The sequence below is a fragment of the Paramagnetospirillum magnetotacticum MS-1 genome (assembly GCF_000829825.1).
GTDB lineage: Bacteria > Pseudomonadota > Alphaproteobacteria > Rhodospirillales > Magnetospirillaceae > Phaeospirillum > Phaeospirillum magnetotacticum.
On the sequence record NZ_JXSL01000010.1, the window covers coordinates 1 to 22,784 of the forward strand.

Here is a 22,784-nt window from a genome sequence, read left to right on the forward strand (position 1 = left end):
AGCGCCTGCACCGCGGGGGAATCGTTGTTCAGCGTATAGGACCAAGCCCCATCGGTGCCCACCGTGAAGGTGCCATGGGCATCGGTCACGCTGGATTCCTGGAAGCTGGTCGCCGAATCCACATCGGTGGCGTTGAGATCGCCGCTGGTCTTGAGAACCCCGTCCTCGCCGACACCGCCACGGGTGTCGCCGGTGATCACGGCGGCGTCATTGGCGCCATCCACCGTCACGGTGACGGTCTGGGTGGTGCCGTCCGCCGTCTGGACCTCGAAGGTCTTGGTCAGGTGGTCATTGGCGCCCAGCGCCTGCACCGCGGGGGAATCGTTGTTCAGCGTATAGGACCAAGCCCCATCGGTGCCCACCGTGAAGGTGCCATGGGCATCGGTCACGCTGGATTCCTGGAAGCTGGTCGCCGAATCCACATCGGTGGCGTTGAGGTCGCCGCTGGTCTTGAGAACCCCGTCCTCGCCGACACCGCCACGGGTGTCGCCGGTGATCACGGCGGCGTCATTGACCGAGGCCACGTCAAGCGTGGCCGTGCCCGCAGTCGTGCCGCCATGGCCGTCCGAGACGGTGTAGGTGAGATCCACCTGACCGTTGAAATCATGGTTGGGCGTGAAGGTATAGGTGCCGTCGTGGTTGTCGTGGATGGTGCCGTTGGTGGCAGAGAGATCGCTCACCGACAAGGTGTCGCCTTCCACATCCGAGCCGTTCTTCAGCAGATCGCTGGCCTTGATGGTGATGGAGTTGTCCTCGTCGCCTCCCTTGACCTCCACCGGGCCGGAGACCACCGGGCCGTCATTGGTTCCGGTGATGTCAACGGCGCCTTGCGCCGTGGTGGAGCCACCGTGACCATCCGAAACGGTCACCGAGAAGCTATCGGTCACCTTGGCGCCTTCACCCAGGCTGGCGGCGGCCTTGTTCGGTTCAAAGGTGTAACCGCCGGTGGCGGTATCGATGGTGACGGTACCGTGCGCCGTCTCATGGGTGGTGATCGGATTGCCGTCGGCATCGGTGCCGAAAGAATAGGTCAGGGATTGATTGAGGTCGATGTCGGACGCAGCCACATGGCCGGTGGTCAGGCCGGTGTGATCGGTCGCGGTGGCATGGACCGAACTGTCGAAATCGATCACCGGGTCATGATTGGTGGTGCCGGTGACCTTGACGTTGACATCAATGGTCTGGCTGGCCGAGCCGCCCTGGCCGTCGGAGACGATCACACTGAAGTGGTCGGTCTGGGTCGAGCCCTCGGGAAGGGCGCGGGCGGCATCATTGGGCGCAAACTTGTAATCACCGGTCGTCGGATCAACCGTCGCCGTACCATGGTCGGTATGGACGGTCAGGATGGGATGACCATCGCCATCTGTGCCGAAGGAATAGGTCAGGGTATCGGCAGCACCGACACTCACCCCACCCACTACGCCGGTATCGGCGTCGGTGGCGGCCACATGCCCCTCGCCGCCGACCGTGTCGGTGACGTTGATGCTGGTGTCGGTGTGCTTGAGATCGATGACCGGCGCATCGTTGCTGCCGGTGATGGTGACCTCGACCTCGCCCACGCTGGACGCCACGTTATTGTTGTCGATGGACACGACCTTGAACGAATCACCCAGCGTCTCCCCAACGCCGAGACCGGAATCGTTGGCAGGCGTATAGGTGTATTCGCCAGTGGCGGCGTCGATGCTGACCGTGCCGTGATCGGTCGTCAGGCTGGTCACATGGTTGCCGTCGGCATCGACCAGGGCGTAATGCAGGGTGTCGGCACCGGCGGGAGTGGCGCCCGCCACATTGCCGGTGTCGATGTCGGCGCCCACGGCGCTGCCCTTGATGGCGGAGTGGTCGTCCACGGTCACCAGATCATGGACGGTCACCGTCGGCGCGTCGTCGCTGCCCGTGATGGTGACCTTGACCGTGCCGGAATCGGACGCCGCGCCATGATTGTCGATGGACACGACCTTGAAGGAATCATCAACCGTCTGATCCTTGACCAAATGAGCCGCGTCGGCATTGGGCGTGAAAGTGTATTCGCCCGTGCTGGCATCGATGCTCACCGTACCGTGGCCGGTCGTCAGGCTGGTCACATGATTGCCAGCCGCGTCCACCAGGGCATAAGAGAGGGTGTCGGCGGAACCGACCTGGACCCCGGCCACCACGCCGGTATCGGAATCGGCGCCGACCACGCTGCCGATGACGGCGGAGTGATCGTCGGTGGTCGCGGCATCATGGACGGTCAGCGTCGGCTTGTCGTTGGTACCGTCGATTTCGATGGAGAGCGAAGTCGTGGCCGTGGCGCCATGACCATCATCGACACGGACATTGAACGTATCGAGGACATTCTCGCCGAGCCCCAGGGCGGCGGTCCCCTCATTGGCCGTGAAGGTGTAGACGCCGGTTTTGGGATCAATGGTCAAAGTGCCGTGGTCGTTGGTCAGGCTGTCGGTGACCGAACCATCGGCACCGACCAGATGATAGGTCAGAGAGTCGCCATCGATATCATGGGCCGACACCCGGCCGCTGACGGAATGTGCTTGATCCACATGCGAAGTGCCAGCCGCATCGACCACTGGCGCATGATTGACGGCGGCCTGGATCTCGGGGGTCTTGGCCTTGGGCTCCGCCGCCACAGCGGGAGCCGCCACCTGCGGCCCCTGGTTATTGGGCACAAAACCGCCCGCGGGAGTGAAGGTCTGAGGCGGAACGGAACCCCGGTCCTGATCCTTGAAGTCCGTATCGGGCCTGGCGAGATCGGGAAGCTCCTGAACATTCAGCGCCTTGGCGCCGCCAAAATTGGTGGCGACGGTATGGGCATTCTCATGGACATCCACCGCCAAACTTTCCAGTTCGGGCGGAGCAACCGAACCGTCCTTGGACCCATCGATGGCCACATCGAGGGAAACCTTGGCGCCACCAGCGATGCCACCCAGGTTCTGCACCTGCGGGTTGCCCGTCGAGCCCTGCTGAACATTGGCGAGACTGCCCAACTGGGTGTCGCTGACATCGACCGCGCGGGTCGCGTTGTAGCGCGATTCCCCCATGTTCTGGCTTTGAACATTCTGCAGCACCGTCAAGTCGTCGAGCGACTGCTGTGCGTTCTCCTCGCCGCCGTCATGCTGATCCTTGGCATGCTGGTCCTTGGCATGCTGGTCGTGCGGGGGATTGGAGTTGTTGTTCTCGGCCATAACGGGACTCCCGGAGCATAAAAATACCCGGCCTCAAAGAGGTCCGGGTCCACATCCCGTATTATGCGCCCCTAAATCCTGGAAAGGCAATGAGTTTTCAACGGCATACCTAGGTATAAGCTCTCGCCGTTTGGAGGTAGGGTGAGGACCCGAGCGGAAAGTGGTAGGACCATTGCATTCCCGGCATGGCCCCCTTGCGTACAAGGGCATGGCATAAAGCCGGGCCTCGGCGATACAGTCATTGTGCACCGCAGCAAAAAGGAGACGCGGCCGTGCTTGAGGAATGGATCCGCAATGTCCCACTGTCCCATGTGGAGCGCATCGTCGCCGACATCAAGGTCCGGGGAACGCCCATCTGGTCGCTGGCCTGTATCGAGCTGACGCGCCGGTGTCAGGCGGCACCGCACGCCGCCTGATCACGGGGCCTGCTGGAAGAGGCCCAACGGGCTGGCATCACATGTCGATGACGTGAAGCATGAATTCCATGGGGTAGAACATGCCGACCAACCCGGCAGGCGCCCCGTCCTTGTCGTGAAAAACCGACTTGAAGAACACGCCGCGCCGGGTCAGCCCGTCGCCGTACTTCACCGAAGACGCGTAGCACTGGGTGCCACCCGCCTCCATCAATTTCAGGTCGGCCTCGTGATAGACCTGGGCCAGGTTGGAAGGCGCGATCTCGAAGACGGTCTTGCCCACCACCTCCTCGTAGCCGTATCCCAGCATCTGGCAGAAATGGCTGTTGCAGCCGAGATAACGGCCATCGCGGCCCTTGAAGAAGATGGGATGGGGGATGACGTCCATCAGCGCCGCCACCATGTCGGTGTCAGCCAGAATGCGCCAAGGTGGCAAAGTCGTCCCGGGCGTCGGTGCCTCTACGGAAATATCAACAGATCAACTTCTATCACCCCTGGGGACCGCCGAGAACCCCCTCGCCGGAATGCATAATTTTATTACTTTTTGAGGGGGCAATTCGTAAGGGACTTGCGGTCCCGCGAGGCCGCATTCTATTCTCCCCGGGCCTTTCGGAGACGGAGAGCGGCGGTGAAACGCGCCCGTTTCCAAGGCCCAAAGCGGGGAAATCAAACTTAGAGAGTGGGAAAGACATGGCAGACAGGGCTTTGATCACGGTCGACGGCAACGAGGCTTGCGCCTCGGTGGCTTACCGGGTCAGCGAGGTGGCGGCGATCTATCCGATCACGCCGTCTTCCACCATGGGCGAACTGGCCGATCAGTGGGCCTCGGAAGGGCGCAAGAACATCTGGGGCGTAATCCCCGATGTGGCCGAGATGCAGCATGAGGGCGGTGCCGCCGGTGCCGTGCACGGCGCGTTGCAGGCCGGTTCCCTGGCGACCACCTTCACGGCCAGCCAGGGCCTGCTGCTGATGATTCCCAACATGTACAAGATCGCCGGCGAGCTGACGAGCTTTTGCATGCATGTCACCGCGCGCACCGTGGCCACCCACGGCCTGTCCATCTTCGGCGACCATTCCGACGTGATGGCCTGCCGCCAGACCGGCTTCGCCATGCTGGCCTCGGGCTCGGGCCAGGAGGCCCACGACATGGCGGCCATCGCGCACGCCTCGACGCTGAAGGCCCGCGTGCCGTTCCTGCACTTCTTCGACGGTTTCCGCACCTCGCACGAGGTAACCAAGATCGAGGAACTGAACGACGAGGATCTGCTGGCCCTGCTGGATGCCGATTGCATCGCGCGGCACCGGGCGCATTCGCTGTCGCCCGACCATCCCACCTTGCGCGGCACGGCGCAAAATCCCGACACCTTCTTCCAGATGCAAGAAGCCCGTAACCCCTGGTACGACGCTTGCGCCGGTATCGTGCAGCAGGAGATGGACCAGTATGCCAAGCTGACGGGCCGCGCCTACAAGCTGTTCGACTATTGCGGCCACCCCCAGGCCGAGCGCGTGGTCATCATCATGGGCTCGGGCGCCGAGACGGTGCACGAGACGGTCACCGCCCTGGTCGCCAAGGGTGAAAAGGTGGGCGTGCTGAAGGTGCGCCTCTACCGCCCCTTCTCCATCGACGCCTTCGTGTCGGCCCTGCCCACCAGCGTGCGCTCCATCGCCGTGCTGGACCGCTGCAAGGAGCCGGGCTCCATCGGCGAGCCGCTTTATCTCGACGTTCTGGCCGGTCTGGCCGAGGCCAAGGCGGCGGGCAACCGCGCCACCGCCGCCGATCCGCGCATCATCGGCGGCCGCTACGGCCTGGCGTCCAAGGAATTCACCCCGGCCATGGCCAAGGCGGTGTTCGACGAACTGGCCAAGGACAAGCCCAAGCCCCACTTCACCGTGGGCATCACCGACGACATCACCCATCTGTCGCTGGTTCCTGATGATTCGTTCAAGCTGGACCAGCCCAAGGTGAAGCGGGCCGTGTTCTTCGGCCTGGGCGCCGACGGCACGGTGGGCGCCAACAAGAACTCCATCAAGATCATCGCCGAGAATGCCGGTTTCGAAGGCCAGGGCTACTTCGTCTATGACTCGAAGAAGTCGGGCGCCATCACCATCTCGCATCTCCGCTTCAGCCCTGAGCCCATCCAGTCGGCCTATCTGCTGGACGAAGCCGATTTCGTGGCCTGCCACCACTTCGTCTTCCTGGATAAGTACGAAGTGCTGCGCTACGCCGCGCCGGGCGCCACCTTCTTGCTGAACTCGCCCTACCCCAAGGACGAGGTATGGAACCACCTGCCGCGTGAAGTGCAGCAGGAGATCATCGACAAGAAGCTCAAGGTCCATGTGATCGATGCCCGCAAGGTGGCCCTGGCCACCGGCATGGGCAACCGCATCAACACCATCATGCAGACCTGCTTCTTCGCGCTGTCCGGCGTCCTGCCCAAGGACGAGGCCATCGGCCACATCAAGAAGGCCATCGAGAAGACCTATGGCCGCAAGTCGGAAAAGCTGGTGGCCAAGAACTTCGAGGCAGTGGACGAAACGCTCCATCACCTGGAAGAAGTGGCCATCCCGGAAACCGCCACCTCCAACCGCTCGCTGCCGCCCATCGTGCCCGAGGATTCGCCCGACTTCGTCAAGCGCGTCTCGGCCCTGATGCTGTCCAACCACGGCGACCGCCTGCCCGTCTCCGCCTTCCCCGTGGATGGCGTGTGGCCCACCGGCACGGCGCGCTTCGAGCGCCGCAATATCGCCGCCGAAATCCCCGTCTGGGATGAAGGCCCCTGCATCCAGTGCAACAAATGCGCCCTGGTCTGCCCCCATGCCGCCATCCGCGCCAAGGTGGCCGAGCCCGGCGACATGGCCAACGCTCCCGCCAGCCTGAAGCGCATGGACTGGCGCAGCCCCGAGTTCAAGGGCAGCGCCTATATCATCCAGGTGGCGCCCGAGGACTGCACCGGCTGCACGCTGTGCGTCAAGGTCTGCCCCGGCAAGGATAAGAAGGACCCCAGCCGCACCGCGCTGCGCATGGAATCCAAGGACCCCATCTTGGAGACCGAGAAGAAGAACTGGGCGTTCTTCGTCGATCTGCCGGAGGTGAACAAGGAAAAGCTGGGAACGCCCACGGTCAAGACCGCGCAACTGCTCCAGCCCTTGTTCGAATTCTCCGGCGCCTGCCTGGGCTGCGGCGAGACCCCCTATCTCAAGCTGATGACCCAGTTGTGGGGCGACCGCCTGATGATCGCCAACGCCACTGGCTGCTCGTCCATCTATGGCGGCAACCTGCCCACCACGCCCTATGCCCAGAACAACGAGGGCCGCGGCCCGGCCTGGGCCAATTCGCTGTTCGAGGACAACGCGGAATTCGGCTTCGGCTTCCGTCTGGCGGTGGATCAGCACAAGAACCACGCCAAGCTGTTGCTGGCCGCCCTTGTCACCACGGGTCAGGTTCCCGAGAAGCTGGCCAACGAAATCGCCCACGCCTCCCAGGCCACCGAAGTGGAAATCGCCGCCCAGCGCCTGCGCATCCTCGACCTGCGCAAGGTTCTGGCCGGACTGAAGACCGCCGAGGCCCGCCAACTGGAGCAGGTGGCCGATTACCTCACCGAGAAGGTGGTGTGGATCGTCGGCGGCGACGGCTGGGCCTATGACATCGGCTATGGCGGGTTGGACCACGTCTTTGCCTCGGGCAAGAACGTCAACATCCTGGTCATGGACACCGAGGTCTATTCCAACACCGGCGGCCAGCAGTCCAAGGCTACCCCCATCGGGGCCTCGGCCAAATTCGCCATCGCGGGCAAGACCTTGCCCAAGAAGGATTTGGGCATGATGGCCATGGCCTATGAGGACGTCTATGTCGCCAATGTGGCCTTCGGCTCCAAGGACGTGCAGACCATGCGCGCCTTCCAGGACGCCGTCAGCTATCCCGGCGTCTCGCTGATCGTCGCCTACTCCCACTGCATCGCCCACGGCTATGACCTGGCCCATGGCCTGGATCAGCAGAAGATGGCGGTGGAAGCCGGTTACTGGCCGCTCTACCGCTGGGACCCGCGCAAGCTGGGCACCGGCGAAAGCCCGCTGACGCTGGACAGCAAGGAGCCCAACGGCAAGCTCTACGACTTCATGAAGGGCGAAGCCCGCTTCCAGATGGTCGAACGCGCGGACCCCGAGCGTTACAAGCATCTGGTGGAAAGCGCCGAAACCCAACTGCGCCGCCGCTTCGCCATGCTGCGCCGCTTCGCCGGCCAGCCCGACGTGCCCCCGCCCGCTGGCGGTAAGGAGGCGGCGGAGTAGTCCGACGACTGGCGGGCTATCGCCCGCACCCATTCGGGGCTATTGCCCCGAGCCCCCTTTAATTTCATCGGGGGAGCGTGATTGAGAAAGCCCCTTCCCGGAAACGGGAGGGGCTTTTTTATCCCAGACGAACTCTCTAACTGCCCATTCTGAGCGGCAACCGTAAGGTGATCCGCAGGCCGCCGATCGGTGAGGCTGAGGCGTCGATGCAGCCCCCAAAGGGTTGAATCAGGCTTTGGCAAAGGGCCAATCCAATTCCCGAACCGCCATGAGCTCGGCTGCGCGAGACGTCAACGCGAAAAAATCGGTTGAACAGTTGCGGCAAGAGGCATTCCGGAACGCCGGGCGCGGTATCATCGAATTCAATGATCACTTGCCCCCCCTCGGTACGGCTGCTGATACGCAGCATTCCGCCTGGATCGGTGTAGCGCAGACTGTTCTCCAGCAGATTGGAGAAGACCTGTTTGAGACGTGCAGCGTCACCAGGGACCACGAACCCGCCGTCGGGAGCGTGAGGCCATTCAATCCGCAAATCAGCCGCCACGAATCGTATACGGAAGGCTTCGAGGACTCCATCGAGTATGTCGAGCACGTTGATCAGGTCGAAACGACAGTCAAGGTGGCCGATGTCCGATCGGGCCAAGGTGAACAGGTCATCGACCAACCGCGCCATCCCCATCACCTGATCATGCACGATGCCAAGTGTCCGGGCGTCGGTGGCAATAATGCCGTCCTGCATTGCCTCGATCTGGGCGCGAAGCACCGCGATGGGGGTTCGCAACTCGTGAGATGTGTCGGACATCAATTGCTGCAGCCGAGCCTCGTTACGGCGACGTTCCAGGTCTAGGGCGTGTTTCTCTTCGACCTGATCGTTGATCCACCGCACCCTTTCACACAGCAATCGCATCAGCAGGTCACCGCCGCCGCTTTCGGCGATCATAATCTGATGAAAATCGCCGCCCGTTATGCGAAGGAGGTGGGCCCCTCCCCTGGCGGCCGCGTTGGCGGTCCGCGGCAGGTTATCGAGTATGGCAACCTCACCGAATAGGGACCCGACCTCCAGAACATTCATCACGTGGAACTCGCCGCCGCCATCTTGCACGCTGATTTCGATGGCTCCATCGAGGACGACGTAAATGGAATCGCCCATGTCCCCCTTGCGGAACAGGCACTCACCATCCGACAGCAGAACCTCACTTCCGCAAGCGATGATCCGCTTTAGAGTCTCTTCGTCCTGGACGGTGAACAGGTCGTTGCGCCGCAGTAACTGAATAAAGGCTTCCGCGCCCGGCAATCTGGTGTCTCCGCAAAAGGAAACGGGGGTTTCTCCACAAGTCTAACGCCCCGCGGGCTCCACGGCACGGGTGAATACCGAGGTCACGAAGTCGATCACTTCGGGAAGCGTGGTGCTGGGGCCTATCCCAGCGCTCCGCGCCCGCTGGACAAAGCGCTCCAGCACGGCCGGTTCGGCACTGGGGCCAAAGAGGCGGAGAAACACCGAGTCCCCGACGAGCTCTCTAGAGCCCAGCAACAAGACGGCCAATTGCTCCATGCCGAGACCCAGACCGCCGACCAGAGCCTTGGCCGCAACAGCGCCAGCGGCACCGAGAATGCTGGTCAGATGGAGGGTAAGTCCATCGTTCTTCAAGACCGCCCGGACCTCTGGACTGAGCAGGGTGTCGGAGAAAGAACTGCCGCGCAGGCGCTTGCCATCGGGTGTGACGATCAGAGCGATCAGACTCTGCCCGGTTGGGCGGACAGGCGCGGGGGGCGAAGATACGGCAATCCCCGCCGGGACCAACTTGACCGCGGGGCGGGCGGCCAAAGCCGCCGCCGACGCGGCTTCCGATTCAGGCATTTGCGCGCCTCCGATCTCGACGGGGAGGGGCAATCCGAGGAGCAGGGCAAGCTTGCCGGGGCTGTTGCATTCAAGAAGCCTGCCGCCCAGGCTCCGGGCACGCTCCACGGTCAAGGTGGCGTAGGTCGGCACCAAAGGCACCTGCCATTCATAAAGCAAGTACTCCTTGATAGTGTCATAGAGTTCGTCGGCCTGAGAAGACTGCTTGGGAGTGAATTGAGCCGTCGGACGGCTGGCCTTAAGGCCGATCCTCTCCAGCAGGCTGCCCTTGTCGTCGGAGGTCTCGGCGTCATCCGGCGGGGCGAGATGCTGGCGGAAATACCGGCGGGCGGTGGTCCGAACCACCATGGCCACCACCTGCTCCAGACTACGGCCGCACGACAGCGGCGTGGTGTCGTCGGGCACCACCTTGCCATCGGCATCGACCAGAAGATGACGAAACTGTTCGCGGCCGTCACGAAAGACTCGGAAAGCCCGCTGGACGAGATAAATGCTGCCGATGACGCGGTCATAGGCCGATTTGGCGGGAACTTGCTTCAGTTCAGGCATGGAGCTCCGAAGGACCTGCATCACCGGACCGGCAAGTGTCGCGCGGACAAGCCGAACCGCGCTGGCACCCTCAATGGCATCCGCTGCGGCAATGGCATTCATGGTTCATGTCCCTCAAGCACGCAGAACCTAACGGCCTACTTGTGACAAAGTAGCGTGAAATTATGCGGCAAGTATGGACAGCACCATTATTCGCTCGAATACCAGATCCCGATGATCGGCAGGCGGGCTTAAGCGCCCTTGCCTCCCCCCATCAGCTCCGCAAGCCGGGGGCTTCGTGCCCCGTCCGGGCCACGTATTCGGTATAACCGCCGCTGTATTGGTGGACGCCTTCGGGGGTGAGTTCCAGGACGCGGTTGGAGAGCGCCGCCAGGAAGTGGCGGTCGTGGGAGACGAACAACATGGTGCCTTCATAATTGGCCAGGGCGGCGATCAGCATCTGCTTGGTGTCGAGGTCCAGGTGGTTGGTGGGCTCGTCCAGCACCAGGAAATTGGGCGGATTGTAGAGCATGATGGCCATGACCAGCCGGGCCTTTTCGCCGCCCGACAGGACGCGGCACTTCTTTTCCACGTCGTCGCCGGAAAAGCCGAAGCAACCGGCCAGGGTGCGCAATGATCCCTGATTGGCCTGGGGGAAGCGGTCTTCCAGGGATTCATAGACGGTCCGCTCGCCGTCCAGAAGTTCCATGGCGTGCTGGGAGAAATAGCCCATCTTGACGCTGGCGCCCACGGTGACGGTACCGCTGTCCGGGTCGGCGGCACCCGCCACCAACTTCAGCAAGGTCGACTTGCCCGCGCCGTTGACGCCCATGACGCACCAGCGCTCCTTGCGGCGGATGATGAGGTCGAGGCCCTGATAGATGGCGCGGCTGCCATAGCCCTTGTGGACGCTCTTGAAGACCGCCACGTCGTCGCCGGAGCGCGGAGCGGGCGGAAAATCGAAACTGACCGTCTGGCGGCGCCGGGGCGGCTCGAAGCGCTCGATCTTGTCGAGCTTTTTGACCCGGCTTTGCACCTGGGCGGCATGGGAGGCGCGGGCCTTGAAGCGTTCGATGAACTTGATTTCCTTGGCCAGCATGGCCTGTTGGCGTTCGAACTGGGCCTGCTGCTGCTTTTCGTTCTGGGCGCGTTGCCGTTCAAAGAAGGCGTAGTCGCCGGAATAGGTGTTGAGCGAGCCGCCGTCGATCTCGATGATCTTGGTGACGATGCGGTTGAGGAATTCGCGGTCGTGGGAGGTCATCAGCAGGGCGCCGTCATAGCCCTTGAGGAACTCCTCCAGCCAGATCAGGCTTTCGATATCCAGATGGTTGCTGGGCTCGTCGAGAAGCATGGCGTCGGGCCGCATGAGCAGGATGCGCCCCAGGGCGACGCGCATCTTCCAGCCGCCCGACAGCGCCCCCACATCGCCGTCCATCATTTCCTGGCTGAAGCTCAAACCCGCCAGCACTTCGCGCGCCCGGCCCTCCAGCTCATAGCCGCCCAGTTCCTCGAAGCGCGCCTGGACCTCGCCATAGCGCTCGACCACGGCATCCATGTCGTCACGGTCGGGATCGCACATGGCCGCCTCAAGCTCGGCCATTTCCGCCGCGACGGAACTGACCGGCCCGGCCCCGTCCATCACTTCGGCCACGGCGCTGCGGCCCGACATCTCGCCCACATCCTGGTTGAAATAGCCGATGGAGACCTGCTTTTCGATGGAGACCTGCCCGGCATCGGGCACTTCCTCGCCAGTGATCATGCGAAACAGCGTGGTCTTGCCAGCGCCGTTGGGGCCGACGAGGCCGATCTTTTCCCCTCTGTTGAGAGCGGCGGAACTGTCCAGGAAAAGGATCCGGTGGCTGTTCTGCTTGCTGATATTCTCGAAACGAATCATAGGAGGCCGAGGTCCCGTGCTGAAAGAGGCCTCCTTATGCCACAGGAAGCGGCTGACGCCAGAGTCCTGATGCGCTGGCGCCCCCTTTCCTCCTTGCCGCGCTTGCCCGGACTCGGCTAGCCTCGCCAGCTGGTAATACCGGAGACAGATGATGCGGGTTTTGGTTCTGGGCGCGGGAGCGACGGGGGGATATTTCGGCGGGCGGCTGGCCGAGGGGGGCGCGGACGTCACCTTCCTGGTGCGGCCAAAGCGCGCCTCCCTGCTGGCCGCCAAGGGCCTGCGCATTCAAAGCCCCCACGGCGATGCCGCTCTCAAGGTCAAGACGGTGACCGCCGATGCGCTGTCGGGGCATTGGGATGCGGTTCTGCTGTCGTGCAAGGCCTACGACCTCGACGAATCCATCAAGGCCATCGCACCGGCGGTGGGGCCGGACAGCATGGTTGTGCCCATCCTGAACGGCCTGGCCCATTACAGCGCCTTGGACGAGGCCTTTGGGGCCGGGCGGGTGGTCGGCGGGCTTTGCCATATCTTTTCGACCTTAGGGAAAGACGGCGAGATCGTGCACATGAACGCCATTCACCGCATTACCTTCGGTGAACGTTCAGGCGGCACATCTCCCCGGACCGAGGCCCTTGCCCAGGCCTTCGGCCCCGCCAATTGCGAGACACGCCACTCGACCGAAATCATGCAGGAAGCCTGGGAAAAATACGTTCTGCTGGCCCCGCTGGCGGGCATGACCTGTCTGATGCGGGCCAGCGTCGGCGCCATCATGGCGACGTCGGAGGGCGAGGCGCTGATGCGCGAGATGTTCGAGGAATGCGCCACGGTGGCCTCGCGGGCCGGGCATGGGCCGCGCCCCGAAGCCCGCGATCTGGCGCTGGGCTTTCTTACCCAGAAGGGATCGGCCATGACCGCCTCCATGATGCGCGATCTGGAAGGCGGCGGCCCCATCGAGGGCGAGCATATCGTGGGTGACATGGCTCGCCGTGCCCAGGCGGCGGGCGTGGCGGCACCCTTGCTGCGCGTTGCCCTCGCCCATCTACAGGCTTATGAGATCAGGCGAAAAGGATAGAATAGGCCCAAGGGGCCGCGCGCCTTATGGCGCGGGAGGCAAGGGCGACCAAAGGTGGCCCGCCCGCCAATTGAGGGGCAAATAGGGGGTAATCAGCAGTCGGCGTACCAGCGGGTGAAGAAGGTGTCGTCGCCTTCTTCCCGCAGGCCCATGGTGGGGGCGCCGGTATGGTCGATCAGACCCATTTGATGCAGCCAGCGCACCACCTTGCGGAAATGGGCGAGGTTGTGAAGGCTGGTGCCGCCTTCCAGCCAGTTCTGTTCGAGGAAGGCCAGCACGGCAGGCTGGCCCAGTTCGGCTTCCCACAGGATGCCCAGCAGGGAACACAACCCCTCCTCCACATCGCGTTCGGGCAGGAACAGCGACTGCACCGCGTCGGCCTCGGCCTTGCGGCCCGTCTCCGGCCCGGCCCCCAGGCCGAAATCCAGCACGGCGCGGCGCTCGGGCGCGGCTAGCTGATAATGGGCCACTTCGTGGATCAGCACGCTGGGCTCCAGATGAACCGCCACGGCCTCGCCGTCCCAGGTGAAGTGTTCCTGCGGGCTCATTTCCAGAATCTTGAAGCCGAACCGGCGGCACAATTCCACCGCGCCCCGCTGATGATCGGGTTCGGTGGACAGGGTCAGCAAATCGCCATCGGGCACCAAGGCGGTGACGCGGCGAAACACCGCCAGGGCCAGCGGATCAATGGCCAGGGCCTCTTCGAAGCCGCTCTTCAGCCCGGCGAAGCCGGAATGGTCGATGGGTGTCAGGATCATGGGCGGGGTTGTACCTCAACCTCGCCGGATTTTCTACCCCGCCTTCCGGACGCTGTCGTGAACCACCTGCACCAGGACTTGCTGGAGGTTGGCGATGGAGGATGACACTTCGCGGGCCATCTCCCGCACCAGCGCGGCATGTTCGCCGGTATTGGCGGCCTCTTGCGACACTTCGCCGATATTGCTTGACACTTCCTGGGCGGCGGCGGTGGTCTGCACGATGTTGCGGGCGATTTCCTGGGTGGCCTCGCCCTGCTGCCCCACGGCCTGGGCGATGGTCTCGCCGATATGCTCGATCTCGGTGATGGCGCCGATCACATCCTTGACCGCCACCACGGTGTTGTCGGTCACCGCGCGGATCTCGGCCACCTGGCGATTGATCTCCTCGGTGGATTTTGAGGTCTGGTTGGCCAGGTTCTTGACCTCGTTGGCGACAACGGCAAAACCCTTGCCCGCATCGCCAGCCCGCGCCGCCTCGATGGTGGCGTTGAGCGCCAGCAGATTGGTCTGCGACGCGATATCAGCGATCAGAGCGGCGACGTCGCCGATGCGGGCCACCGCGCGGCTCAGTTCGCCGATCGTGTCCTGGGCACGTCCGGCGGTGCTGACAGCCTGACGGGTCACCTCGGCGGAATGGCCGATCTGCGCACTGATCTGACCAATGGAGGTGGTCAGCTCCTCGGCGGCGGCGGCGACGGTCTGGGCATTGGCCAGGGACTGCTCGGCGGCGGCGGCGACGCTTTGCGCCTTGGCATCCACCCGGCTGGCGGAAATCTGCATCTCGTCGGCGCGGTCGGAGACGGCCCCGGTATGCTCGCCCACCTTGCCGACGGCGGTGGCGGCTTCGCGCTCCACGGTGGCGGCCATGGTTTCCAGGGCCTGGCGCTTGGCCTGTTCGGCGGCGGCGGACATGCCCGCCTGCTCGGTCCGTAGGCGCTCGGTTTCCAGGGCATTATCCTTGAAGACCTTGAGGGCGCGGGCCATGGAGCCCACCTCGTCCTTGGCTTCGGTCCCGTCCACCGGAACCTCGAGATGTCCCTTGGAGATGGAGCGCATGGCCTGAACCTGATGCATCAGGGGACCGGTGATGCTTTTCACCACCAAGAGGGAAATGCTGACGAACACCGCCATCAGGACGGCGGTAATGATCCAGAATCTTTGTCCCGCGGCTTCGGCCGCGTCGCGGGTGGCTTGCGCCGAATGACCGGCGGCGGCGGCGATCAGGCCTTGGGCGCCCTCGATCTTGCCTGCCATCTCGGCGAATTGCTTGTCCACATGGCCCATCAGCGGAATGGCGATGAGACGATCGGATTGCGCCATGTCGTTCATCTGGGCCACCGCCTTGGCATAGGCGGCAAGGCGGGCCTGGATATCGGCCATGGCTTCCGTGGCGGCGGGTTCGGTCTTGAGCTTGTCGATCAGACCGCCAGCCTTGGCCAAATTGGCGGCGATGGCCTTGCGCATGGCGTCCAGCTTGGCCTCGGACGTCCCGGAATCCACCAGGGCCAAATGGCGGGAAACGTCGGAATGGGTCTGATAGATGGTAGCGATCAAATCATCCACCTGATTGCGGCGCTCGGCCGCCTGCAGATGGATGGAGTCGATGGCGGACAGGGCCGTCGCGGCCTGTCTGTCCGCCATCACCAGCAGAATGCCGGTGAGCGCCAGAACCAGGAATGGCGCCACCGTAATGCGGGCGGCAAGGGATGTGCGGCGCAATGTCGCGATCAAAAGCTCGAACATCCCCATTCCCCCTTACTTGTAGATGCCCACATAGGCGATGAGATCCTTGCCCGGCACCTTCTTCACATAAGTGATCTTGGGCTGGATGGTGTTGGTGGCCGGGTTCTTCCAGCGATACTCGGTCCAACCCTCGCCCTTCAGGCCGGTATTGAGGATGTCCTTGCCCAGTTCCTTGCCATCTTCATCGATGAAATTCAGGACGCTCTTGCCCTTGTTCTCGGGCTTGGGGGGATAGATCACCCAGTTGCCCTGGGTATCGATGACGTTGACGTAGATCTCGCCGAACTTGAACTCGCCTTCGGTGGTGAAGGCCTTGGCGGCTTCATCGACACCCTTGGCGGCGATGAAATCGGCCGCCTTGATGGCGATGGCCTTGACCTCGTCCTGGGTCGGCTTCTTCGCCTGGGCGAAAACGGCGCTGGCGGCAATGGTCGCCATCAGTACGGTGACACTCAAAATCTTCAGAAATTTCATTCCCTTGCCCCTTTATATTTTCATGTTCTCTCGAACCAGCCCCCAGCATAACCCCATCATATTGCAGTGCAACAAAACCTTTGTGTCGAATCGTTATAAATTGAAATTCATCCTCCCCGTTCCCCCCCCCTTGACCAGGAGAACCCCGACGGGCTAAAGGGTGCCTTCGATTCCCCTTCGTTCAAGGACCAAGCATGGACAGGATCCGCATTGTCGGCGGGACGCCGCTCAAGGGCACCATCACCATTGGCGGCGCCAAGAACGCCGCCCTGGCGTTGATGCCAGCCTGCCTGCTGACCGAGGAAACCCTGGCGCTGTCCAATCTTCCCCATCTGGTGGACATCACCACCATGGCCAATCTGCTGGCCCAACATGGGGTGACCATGGCGCTGAACGGCGCCGCCGCCAATGGCGGGCATACCGGACGGGTGCTGGAGCTGACCGCCGCCACTATCGGCAACACCACCGCGCCTTATGATCTGGTGCGCAAGATGCGTGCTTCGGTCCTGGTTCTGGGGCCGCTGCTGGCCCGCTTCGGCGAGGCCCGCGTCAGCTTGCCCGGCGGCTGCGCCATCGGCACGCGCCCCGTGGACCTTCACCTGAAGGCCTTGGAGCAGATGGGCGCCAAGATCGAATTGGACGGAGGCTATATCATCGCCTCGGTCCAAGGCCGCCTCAAGGGCGCCCATATCATCTTCCCGCAGATCACCGTGGGCGGCACCGAGAACATCCTGATGGCCGCCACCCTGGCCGAGGGCGAGACGGTCATCGCCAACGCGGCGCGCGAGCCCGAGGTTACCGATCTGGCCGAGTGCCTGGTGGCCATGGGCGCCAAGATCGAGGGAATCGGCACCGGCACCTTGAAGGTCCAAGGCGTCGAGCGTCTGCATGGCGCCGAATACTCGGTGGTTCCCGACCGCATCGAGACCGGCACCTATGCCGTGGCCGCCGCCATCACCCGTGGCGATATCGAGCTGGTGGGCGCGCGCTTCGATCTGATGGAATCGGTCAACAAGGTGCTGATGGAATGCGGCGTCCATGTGGAGGAAACGCCGCGCGGCATGCGGGTCTCGGCCGATAAGGGCGAGATCAGCGGCGTCGATATCATGACCGAGCCCTATCCTGGCTTCCCCACCGACATGCAGGCCCAGTTGATGGCCCTGATGTCCACGGCCAAGGGCGCCTCCATGATCACCGAGACCATTTTCGAGAACCGCTTCATGCATGTTCCCGAGATGACCCGCATGGGCGCGCGCATCAATGTCCACGGCTCCTCGGCCATCGTGCGCGGCGCGCCCAAGCTGTCGGGCGCCCAGGTCATGGCCACCGATCTGCGCGCCTCGGTCTCGCTGGTTCTGGCCGCCCTGGCCGCCGAGGGCGAAACCATCGTCAACCGCGTCTATCACCTGGATCGAGGTTACGAGCGGGTCGAGGAAAAGCTGGCCGCCTGCGGCGCCCAGATCGAACGCCTCAAGGACGGCGCGGCGGAGTAGATCGATCCGCGTTCTTCATGCGTGGACAGGGAATTCACCACGAAGGCACAGAAGCACGAAGGGCCACGAAGAAGGATTAATCGTCCTTCCCCCCTCCTTCGTGCCTTCGCGCCTTCGTGGTAAAATCCGCCCCTACTTGTGCACCAGGGCCACCAACTTGGCGATCCAGCCCAGTTTCCAGGCCAGGGCCACCGCCGCCAGGATCACGCCCACAACCACCACCGAGCGCCAAGGCGCCTCCTTCTCGGCATAGGGGTCCTTCAGCGAGCGCTGGGCGCCGTCGGGCAGCTTGGCCAGATGGGTCAGGGCCGTGCCGAAGGGGATGTTGATGCGGGCATGGGTGTTCACCGCCCAGCCATTGGCGTCGAGAATCGGCCCCAGATGGCGCTGATGCAGCTTGAACGAGGCGATGATCATGCTGGGCCCCGAGACGGCCAGCACGGCGCCGAGCAAGGCCAGGGGGATCTGCCACCAGGGCAGGGCTAAAAAGCCGGTAACCACCGAGGCCAGGGCCGTGCCGATGGCGCCGATGGCCAGACCCAGGGCGGCGAAGATACCGGCGAAACGCCCGGCATCGAAAGGCGCCGCCGGAGCCGCTACCGGCGCTGCGGCGGGAGCGGGAGCAGGAGCGGGAGCGGGAGCAGGCCCGGGTTTGGCGCCCGGCAGCGGAATCTTGGGCGAGACGGCGACGGCGGCAACCTGTTCGTCGGCGGCCTTGGCCCGCGCGGCGGCGGCCTTTTCCACCATCTGGGCGATCATCTTGCCCACCTTCTTGTAGGGCGCCCAGAAGGACTGGCGGATGCTGATGGGGTGGTCGACCATGTGGACGATGGTGGCGTCCCAGTCCACCCCCTTGCGGTCATAAAACACGCCGTTTCGCCCGACCATCAACTGATCGGAATCGCCATCGGTGACGGCGGCGGCGATATACATCTTCTCGCCATCCTCGGCCGCGCCTCGGCGGCGGCATTCGCAATAGACCAGATAGATGCGGCTGAGCGTGGCGATCACCGCATGTTTGGCCGGATCCTCGACGCGCACGCACAGATCGCAGGAACGACCGTCCAGGAACAGGGTCCCGGCCTGGAACACCGCCCTGTGCTTGCGGGTGTAGAAGTCGCGGAAAGCGACGAAATTGTTGAGCAGAACCGCCAGATCGCGGCAGCAGCGCAGCAGCTTATCCACGGAATCGATGGCCTTGGCCTCGGCCTCCAGGGCCAGATCCTGGGCGATCAGGCTTTCGATGGCGGCCTGGGCGTCCATGGACAGAATGGCCTTGATGCGCTCCGTGCCCAGGGCCCCCACCGGCCCCTCCGGCATGTCCTTGGCCCAAGCGGCCCTGGCCGCGAAACGCTGCTTGATTCCCTGCCAGTCCTCGGGCGACAGGCTGTCGCGTTCTCCCAGCAGGGGCACCACCACCTCTGCCTTGAAGCGGGCCATGGCCGGACCCCAGGCGGGATTGAGGCCAGCGTCCAGCGGCAGGTTGGGTCCATTGCCCACCACGGCCAGGGGAAAGGCCGCCAATTCCTGGGATTCGGATGACAGTACCCCGGTGGCCAGCGCCGCCCAATCCTCCTCCGAGCGGTTGAGCGGCCCGGCAGCGCGGGCATCGAAGGCGGTGAGCGCCGAGCGGGTAAACCAGTCGTCCAGCTTGGCCGACACCGCCGACACGGCCTCGGCGGCCTTGGCCGATTCGCCCGCCACGGGGTTGAGGTCGGGATCGGTCTCGGCCTTGGCCGCCCAGGCGGCATGGGCCTCGGCGGCGGTGAAGAAGGCCTTGACCTTCTCCTCGGATACGCCGGGCAGGCCGCCGCGATCGGTCTCGCCGCCCAGACAGGCGATGATATCCTCGATCACCGAGCGAAGGGCCGGATCATCGACGATCTCGGCGGGAACGATGCCGTCGCCGTTGAAGTCATTGGCGGCAAAGACCTCCTGCACGCCCGCCACCTCGGCCAGGGTGATGGCCTCGGCCCCGGCCTTGCCGCTTTTGGCCAGGATGCGCTTGGCGGCCGCCAGTACGGCGCGGCCGTCGGGCTTGGAATCGTCGATGGCATCCAACGGCAGCGCATCTTCCCGCTTAAGCAGCAGATCGGGATGCTTCAGCAGTTGGCCCGCCCATTCCACCACGGCGATGACCTCTCCGGCCCGGATACGGCCGTCCTTGTCGGCATCGATGATGTCGAGGGTGCGCTGATCCAGTTCGATGCCGCGCGTCGGGCAGGACAGCGCCGCCCACAGCTTCTGGTCAAGCGAGCCCAGGCTCATCAGCGCCCGGCCGCTATCGAGCCGCACCTGATCGAAGCCCCCCGCCCGGAAGAACTTCCACTGCACCGGACCCTGGTTGGTATCGCTATCGCCGCTCATGCCCGCCCCCTGGAGTTGAACCCCTCCATCATGCCCGAAGCCAAGGCGGAGGCAAGCGTTACACGGTGTTACCCCCCTCCTTCCGCCCGACATCGCGCCGTTACGTCAGCATGTTCTAATACAAACATGAGCGGGGAAGACAGACAGGAGCTTGTCATGAAGACCATCCTCAAGACTCTCGCGGCCGTTACCGCATTGGCCGTCGTCGCATCCTACGCAGCCCAGGCCGCCGACGAGCCCACGCCCCAAAGCTGGGGCCCCGGCTGGCGCCACGAACAGATGATCAAGGCCCAGGCGGACGGCACTTTCATCCCCGGCCAGGGACCTGGATTCGGGCGCGGCAGGATGGCGGCGGCCATCGGCCCGGATGGCAAGATCGACCCGGCCAAGCTGCCCGCCGATTGCCCCATGCGTCAAAGCCTTGCCAAATAGCCCATGACACACAGGAACAGTGAAGGGGTGGGACCACGCGGCCCCACCCCTTCATATTTGAAAACAAAGACCCGCTAATCAGCCAGCCCGCACTCCGGCCAGGAAGCGATCGACCTCGGTGCGCAATTGCTGCGAGTTCTGGGCAAGTTCGCCAGCGGCCGTCAGCACCTGAGCCGAGGCGGCCCCGGTATCGGCGGCGGCCTGGGTAATCCCCTGGATATTGGAGGAAACCTCCTGGGTGCCCTGGGCGGCCTGCTGGACGTTGCGGGCGATTTCCTGGGTGGCGGCCCCTTGTTCTTCCACCGCCGAGGCGATACCGGACGAAATCTGCCGAACCTGCTCGATCACGGTGGCGATGGTGCGAATAGCCTCCACCGCCCTTCGGGTTTCTTCCTGAACCGCGCCGATCTGACTGGAAATCTCGTCTGTGGCCCTGGCCGTCTGGTTGGCGAGATTCTTGACTTCGCCAGCCACCACGGCAAATCCCTTGCCCGCGTCACCGGCCCTGGCCGCCTCGATGGTGGCGTTCAGCGCCAGCAGATTGGTCTGAGACGCAATGTCATTGATCAGGCTGACCACTTCGCCGATCTTATCGGCCGCCTTGGCCAGGCCTTCCACCATGACGTTGGTGCGGGCGGTTTCCTCCGACGCGGTCGTGGAGATCTGGGCGGCCTGGGCCACCTGACGGCTGATCTCGGAAATGGAGGACGACAGTTCCTCGGCTGCCGTAGCCACCGTTTCCACATTGACCGTCGCCTGCTGTGCCGCCGCGGCCACGGTGGTCGCCTGGTTGGAGGCCTGCTGGGCGGCGGCGGACATGTCCTGGGACGTGGCCTGCATGTCCGAAGCCTTGGTGGACACACCCTCCACCAACCCCATCACCGCGCTTTCGAAGTTGTTGGCCAAGGAGATCATGGTTTGCTTGCGTTCGACTTCGCTGCGGGCCTTGGCCTGCTCCTGCTCCGCCTGCAAGGCGGCAACCTTGACGGCATTCTCCTTGAACACCTGGACGGCACGGGCCATCTCGCCGACTTCATCGGTCTGCTCGGTATTGGGGACCTCGGCGTTCAGATTGCCCTTGGTCAGTTCATCCATGCAGTGGGACAAGGCATTGACCGGCTTGGCGATCGCATTGGCCACCACCATCCCCAGCACGATACCGGCGGCGGCGATGCCGGTGCCGATGATCAGCAGCCACATGATGATGGCGTTGCGGGTTTCGTTCATGGCCTTTTGCTGTTCCTCGGCGGCGTCAAAAGCCAGCTTGATGACCTGTCCGCCCAGTTCCTTCATCTTGGGCAGAATCTCGTGGAACAGCTTCTCGCTGTTCGCCACCCATTGATAGGCGGCCTTCTCGTAGTCGAGGGCAGAGCGCTTGAACGTGGCGATCTGAGCCCGTTCCTTGTCGGTCGCGGCATCGCGATCCAGAACGGCCAGCTTCTCCATCATCAAGCCGAATTCCTTCTTCATGATCTCGAAGAATTCCGCCTTCTGGGTCAGCATGTACTTCTTTTCATTGAAGCGGATGCGGTTGGCGTGAAGCCGGATCTGGACCGCGATGCGCTCCTTGCGCACGTCGCCGATCCCTTCGGCATAGTCCTGGGCCTGATTGATGGCCGTTTCGCCGTTGTGTTCCAGCGCCTCGGTCAGTTTGTCCAACTCCACCAGGGCCGCCACGCCCTTGCGGTAAAGATCCGCATATGCGTTCGTCCCCTGACGCGCCGCCTTGGCACGGTCCAGCAAACTCTGGCTGTTGCTGAGCGCCTCGATGCGGTCAAGGGTGGTATTGATGGTCTTGACGTCGTCCTCGGCCTTTTTGAACGCCGCATCGGCCAATCCTCGGTTATCGGTGGCGGCATTGGCATTCAACAGGTAGTTCTTCTCCTCCATGATGGTCTCGTAAGCGTAGCGTTCGACATTGGTGGCCAGCACCAACTCTTCCAGCATGCGCTTGATGTTGGACAGGCCGACGCTGGACACGGCCAGCATGATGGCTCCCGTCAGAACGGCGGTTCCAACCAGAATCAATGCCTTCGATTTTATCCGCAGATTACCGAGCACACTCATTCCAACCTCCCATCATGACCTGCGGAGGTAGGGCCTGGCTCAAAAGAGCGGCCCCCCGGCACTCCACGCCACCATCGCAGACAAGAATCACAGGTATCGAATATAAGTCATATTACCTAACACTACTTTGGCATTTTAGGCTCCGCAGCATCCGCAAGGAGCCTGTCACAGTGAGGGCATCGTCTGGGTGGATGTCGCATGAAGAGGTTGAGGATCGCT

The 22,784-nt window shown here is 63.5% G+C and carries 15 protein-coding genes; 5 read left to right on the top strand and 10 right to left on the bottom strand.

Features of this window, described 5'->3' with window-relative positions:
- On the bottom strand, positions 1-3,179 hold a 3,179-nt coding region (locus CCC_RS01550), incomplete at its 3' end, for a VCBS domain-containing protein (protein ID WP_041039420.1).
- A gap of 272 nt (positions 3,180-3,451) precedes the next feature.
- Between CCC_RS01550 and CCC_RS22355 the strand changes: the two genes are divergently transcribed.
- Complete coding sequence (locus CCC_RS22355; RefSeq protein ID WP_160295495.1) at positions 3,452-3,595, top strand: hypothetical protein; 144 nt, start codon at positions 3,452-3,454, stop codon at positions 3,593-3,595.
- Positions 3,596-3,632: 37 nt separating this feature from the next.
- Here the strand turns inward: CCC_RS22355 and CCC_RS01555 are convergent, their stop codons facing one another.
- A complete protein-coding gene (locus CCC_RS01555; RefSeq protein WP_236686264.1) occupies positions 3,633-4,028 on the bottom strand; it encodes a PAS domain-containing protein in 396 nt (131 codons plus the stop codon).
- 254 nt (positions 4,029-4,282) lie between these two features.
- Here CCC_RS01555 and nifJ point away from each other — a divergent pair, with 254 nt between their 5' ends.
- Positions 4,283-7,879, top strand: a complete 3,597-nt coding sequence (gene nifJ, locus CCC_RS01560) for a pyruvate:ferredoxin (flavodoxin) oxidoreductase (RefSeq protein ID WP_041039424.1) — start codon at positions 4,283-4,285, stop codon at positions 7,877-7,879.
- Between the two features lie 136 nt (positions 7,880-8,015).
- Here nifJ and CCC_RS20965 read toward each other — a convergent pair whose 3' ends face one another.
- From CCC_RS20965 to CCC_RS01575, 3 genes are all read right to left on the bottom strand, one after another.
- Positions 8,016-9,173, bottom strand: coding sequence for an ATP-binding protein (locus tag CCC_RS20965; RefSeq protein ID WP_009867098.1), 1,158 nt, complete (start codon positions 9,171-9,173; stop codon positions 8,016-8,018).
- Positions 9,174-9,215: 42 nt separating this feature from the next.
- Entirely contained in the window at positions 9,216-10,388 is a 1,173-nt protein-coding gene (locus CCC_RS01570; protein ID WP_041039426.1) for a hypothetical protein, read from the bottom strand.
- Positions 10,389-10,539: 151 nt separating this feature from the next.
- Complete coding sequence (locus tag CCC_RS01575; protein ID WP_009867366.1) at positions 10,540-12,159, bottom strand: ABC-F family ATP-binding cassette domain-containing protein; 1,620 nt, start codon at positions 12,157-12,159, stop codon at positions 10,540-10,542.
- Positions 12,160-12,307: 148 nt separating this feature from the next.
- On the opposite strand from CCC_RS01575, the gene panE reads away from it, so the two are divergent.
- Positions 12,308-13,231, top strand: a complete 924-nt coding sequence (panE, locus tag CCC_RS01580) for a 2-dehydropantoate 2-reductase (RefSeq protein ID WP_009867365.1) — start codon at positions 12,308-12,310, stop codon at positions 13,229-13,231.
- Positions 13,232-13,323: 92 nt separating this feature from the next.
- Here the strand turns inward: panE and CCC_RS01585 are convergent, their stop codons facing one another.
- From CCC_RS01585 to CCC_RS01595, 3 genes are read right to left on the bottom strand one after another with little or no spacing between them, the layout of a single operon-like run.
- Positions 13,324-13,989: a hypothetical protein gene (locus CCC_RS01585; protein WP_009867364.1), complete on the bottom strand. Its 666-nt coding sequence runs from the start codon at positions 13,987-13,989 to the stop codon at positions 13,324-13,326.
- A 33-nt stretch (positions 13,990-14,022) separates the two neighbouring features.
- Entirely contained in the window at positions 14,023-15,732 is a 1,710-nt protein-coding gene (locus CCC_RS01590; RefSeq protein ID WP_052472874.1) for a methyl-accepting chemotaxis protein, read from the bottom strand.
- Positions 15,733-15,744: 12 nt separating this feature from the next.
- Complete coding sequence (locus tag CCC_RS01595) at positions 15,745-16,206, bottom strand: cache domain-containing protein (protein WP_041039428.1); 462 nt, start codon at positions 16,204-16,206, stop codon at positions 15,745-15,747.
- A 194-nt stretch (positions 16,207-16,400) separates the two neighbouring features.
- Between CCC_RS01595 and murA the strand changes: the two genes are divergently transcribed.
- Positions 16,401-17,699, top strand: coding sequence for a UDP-N-acetylglucosamine 1-carboxyvinyltransferase (gene murA / locus CCC_RS01600; protein WP_009867592.1), 1,299 nt, complete (start codon positions 16,401-16,403; stop codon positions 17,697-17,699).
- Between the two features lie 132 nt (positions 17,700-17,831).
- Here the strand turns inward: murA and CCC_RS22600 are convergent, their stop codons facing one another.
- Positions 17,832-20,066, bottom strand: a complete 2,235-nt coding sequence (locus CCC_RS22600; RefSeq protein WP_009867593.1) for a hypothetical protein — start codon at positions 20,064-20,066, stop codon at positions 17,832-17,834.
- A 156-nt stretch (positions 20,067-20,222) separates the two neighbouring features.
- Here CCC_RS22600 and CCC_RS01610 point away from each other — a divergent pair, with 156 nt between their 5' ends.
- Positions 20,223-20,498, top strand: coding sequence for a hypothetical protein (locus tag CCC_RS01610; protein ID WP_009867594.1), 276 nt, complete (start codon positions 20,223-20,225; stop codon positions 20,496-20,498).
- A gap of 78 nt (positions 20,499-20,576) precedes the next feature.
- On the opposite strand, the gene CCC_RS01615 is transcribed toward CCC_RS01610, so the two are convergent.
- A complete protein-coding gene (locus CCC_RS01615) occupies positions 20,577-22,565 on the bottom strand; it encodes a methyl-accepting chemotaxis protein (RefSeq protein WP_236686266.1) in 1,989 nt (662 codons plus the stop codon).
- Positions 22,566-22,784 lie beyond the last annotated feature (219 nt).

Bases quoted from the DNA above. Each gene is read 5' to 3' on its own strand.
- nifJ (WP_041039424.1), top strand. From the start codon at position 4,283: ATGGCAGACAGGGCTTTGATCACGGTCGACGGCAACGAGGCTTGCGCC.
- CCC_RS01595 (WP_041039428.1), bottom strand. From the start codon at position 16,206: ATGAAATTTCTGAAGATTTTGAGTGTCACCGTACTGATGGCGACCATT.
- CCC_RS01570 (WP_041039426.1), bottom strand. From the start codon at position 10,388: ATGAATGCCATTGCCGCAGCGGATGCCATTGAGGGTGCCAGCGCGGTT.
- CCC_RS01585 (WP_009867364.1), bottom strand. From the start codon at position 13,989: ATGATCCTGACACCCATCGACCATTCCGGCTTCGCCGGGCTGAAGAGC.
- CCC_RS01610 (WP_009867594.1), top strand. From the start codon at position 20,223: ATGAAGACCATCCTCAAGACTCTCGCGGCCGTTACCGCATTGGCCGTC.
- CCC_RS01575 (WP_009867366.1), bottom strand. From the start codon at position 12,159: ATGATTCGTTTCGAGAATATCAGCAAGCAGAACAGCCACCGGATCCTT.
- CCC_RS22600 (WP_009867593.1), bottom strand. From the start codon at position 20,066: ATGAGCGGCGATAGCGATACCAACCAGGGTCCGGTGCAGTGGAAGTTC.
- panE (WP_009867365.1), top strand. From the start codon at position 12,308: ATGATGCGGGTTTTGGTTCTGGGCGCGGGAGCGACGGGGGGATATTTC.
- CCC_RS01615 (WP_236686266.1), bottom strand. From the start codon at position 22,565: ATGAGTGTGCTCGGTAATCTGCGGATAAAATCGAAGGCATTGATTCTG.
- CCC_RS01590 (WP_052472874.1), bottom strand. From the start codon at position 15,732: ATGTTCGAGCTTTTGATCGCGACATTGCGCCGCACATCCCTTGCCGCC.
- murA (WP_009867592.1), top strand. From the start codon at position 16,401: ATGGACAGGATCCGCATTGTCGGCGGGACGCCGCTCAAGGGCACCATC.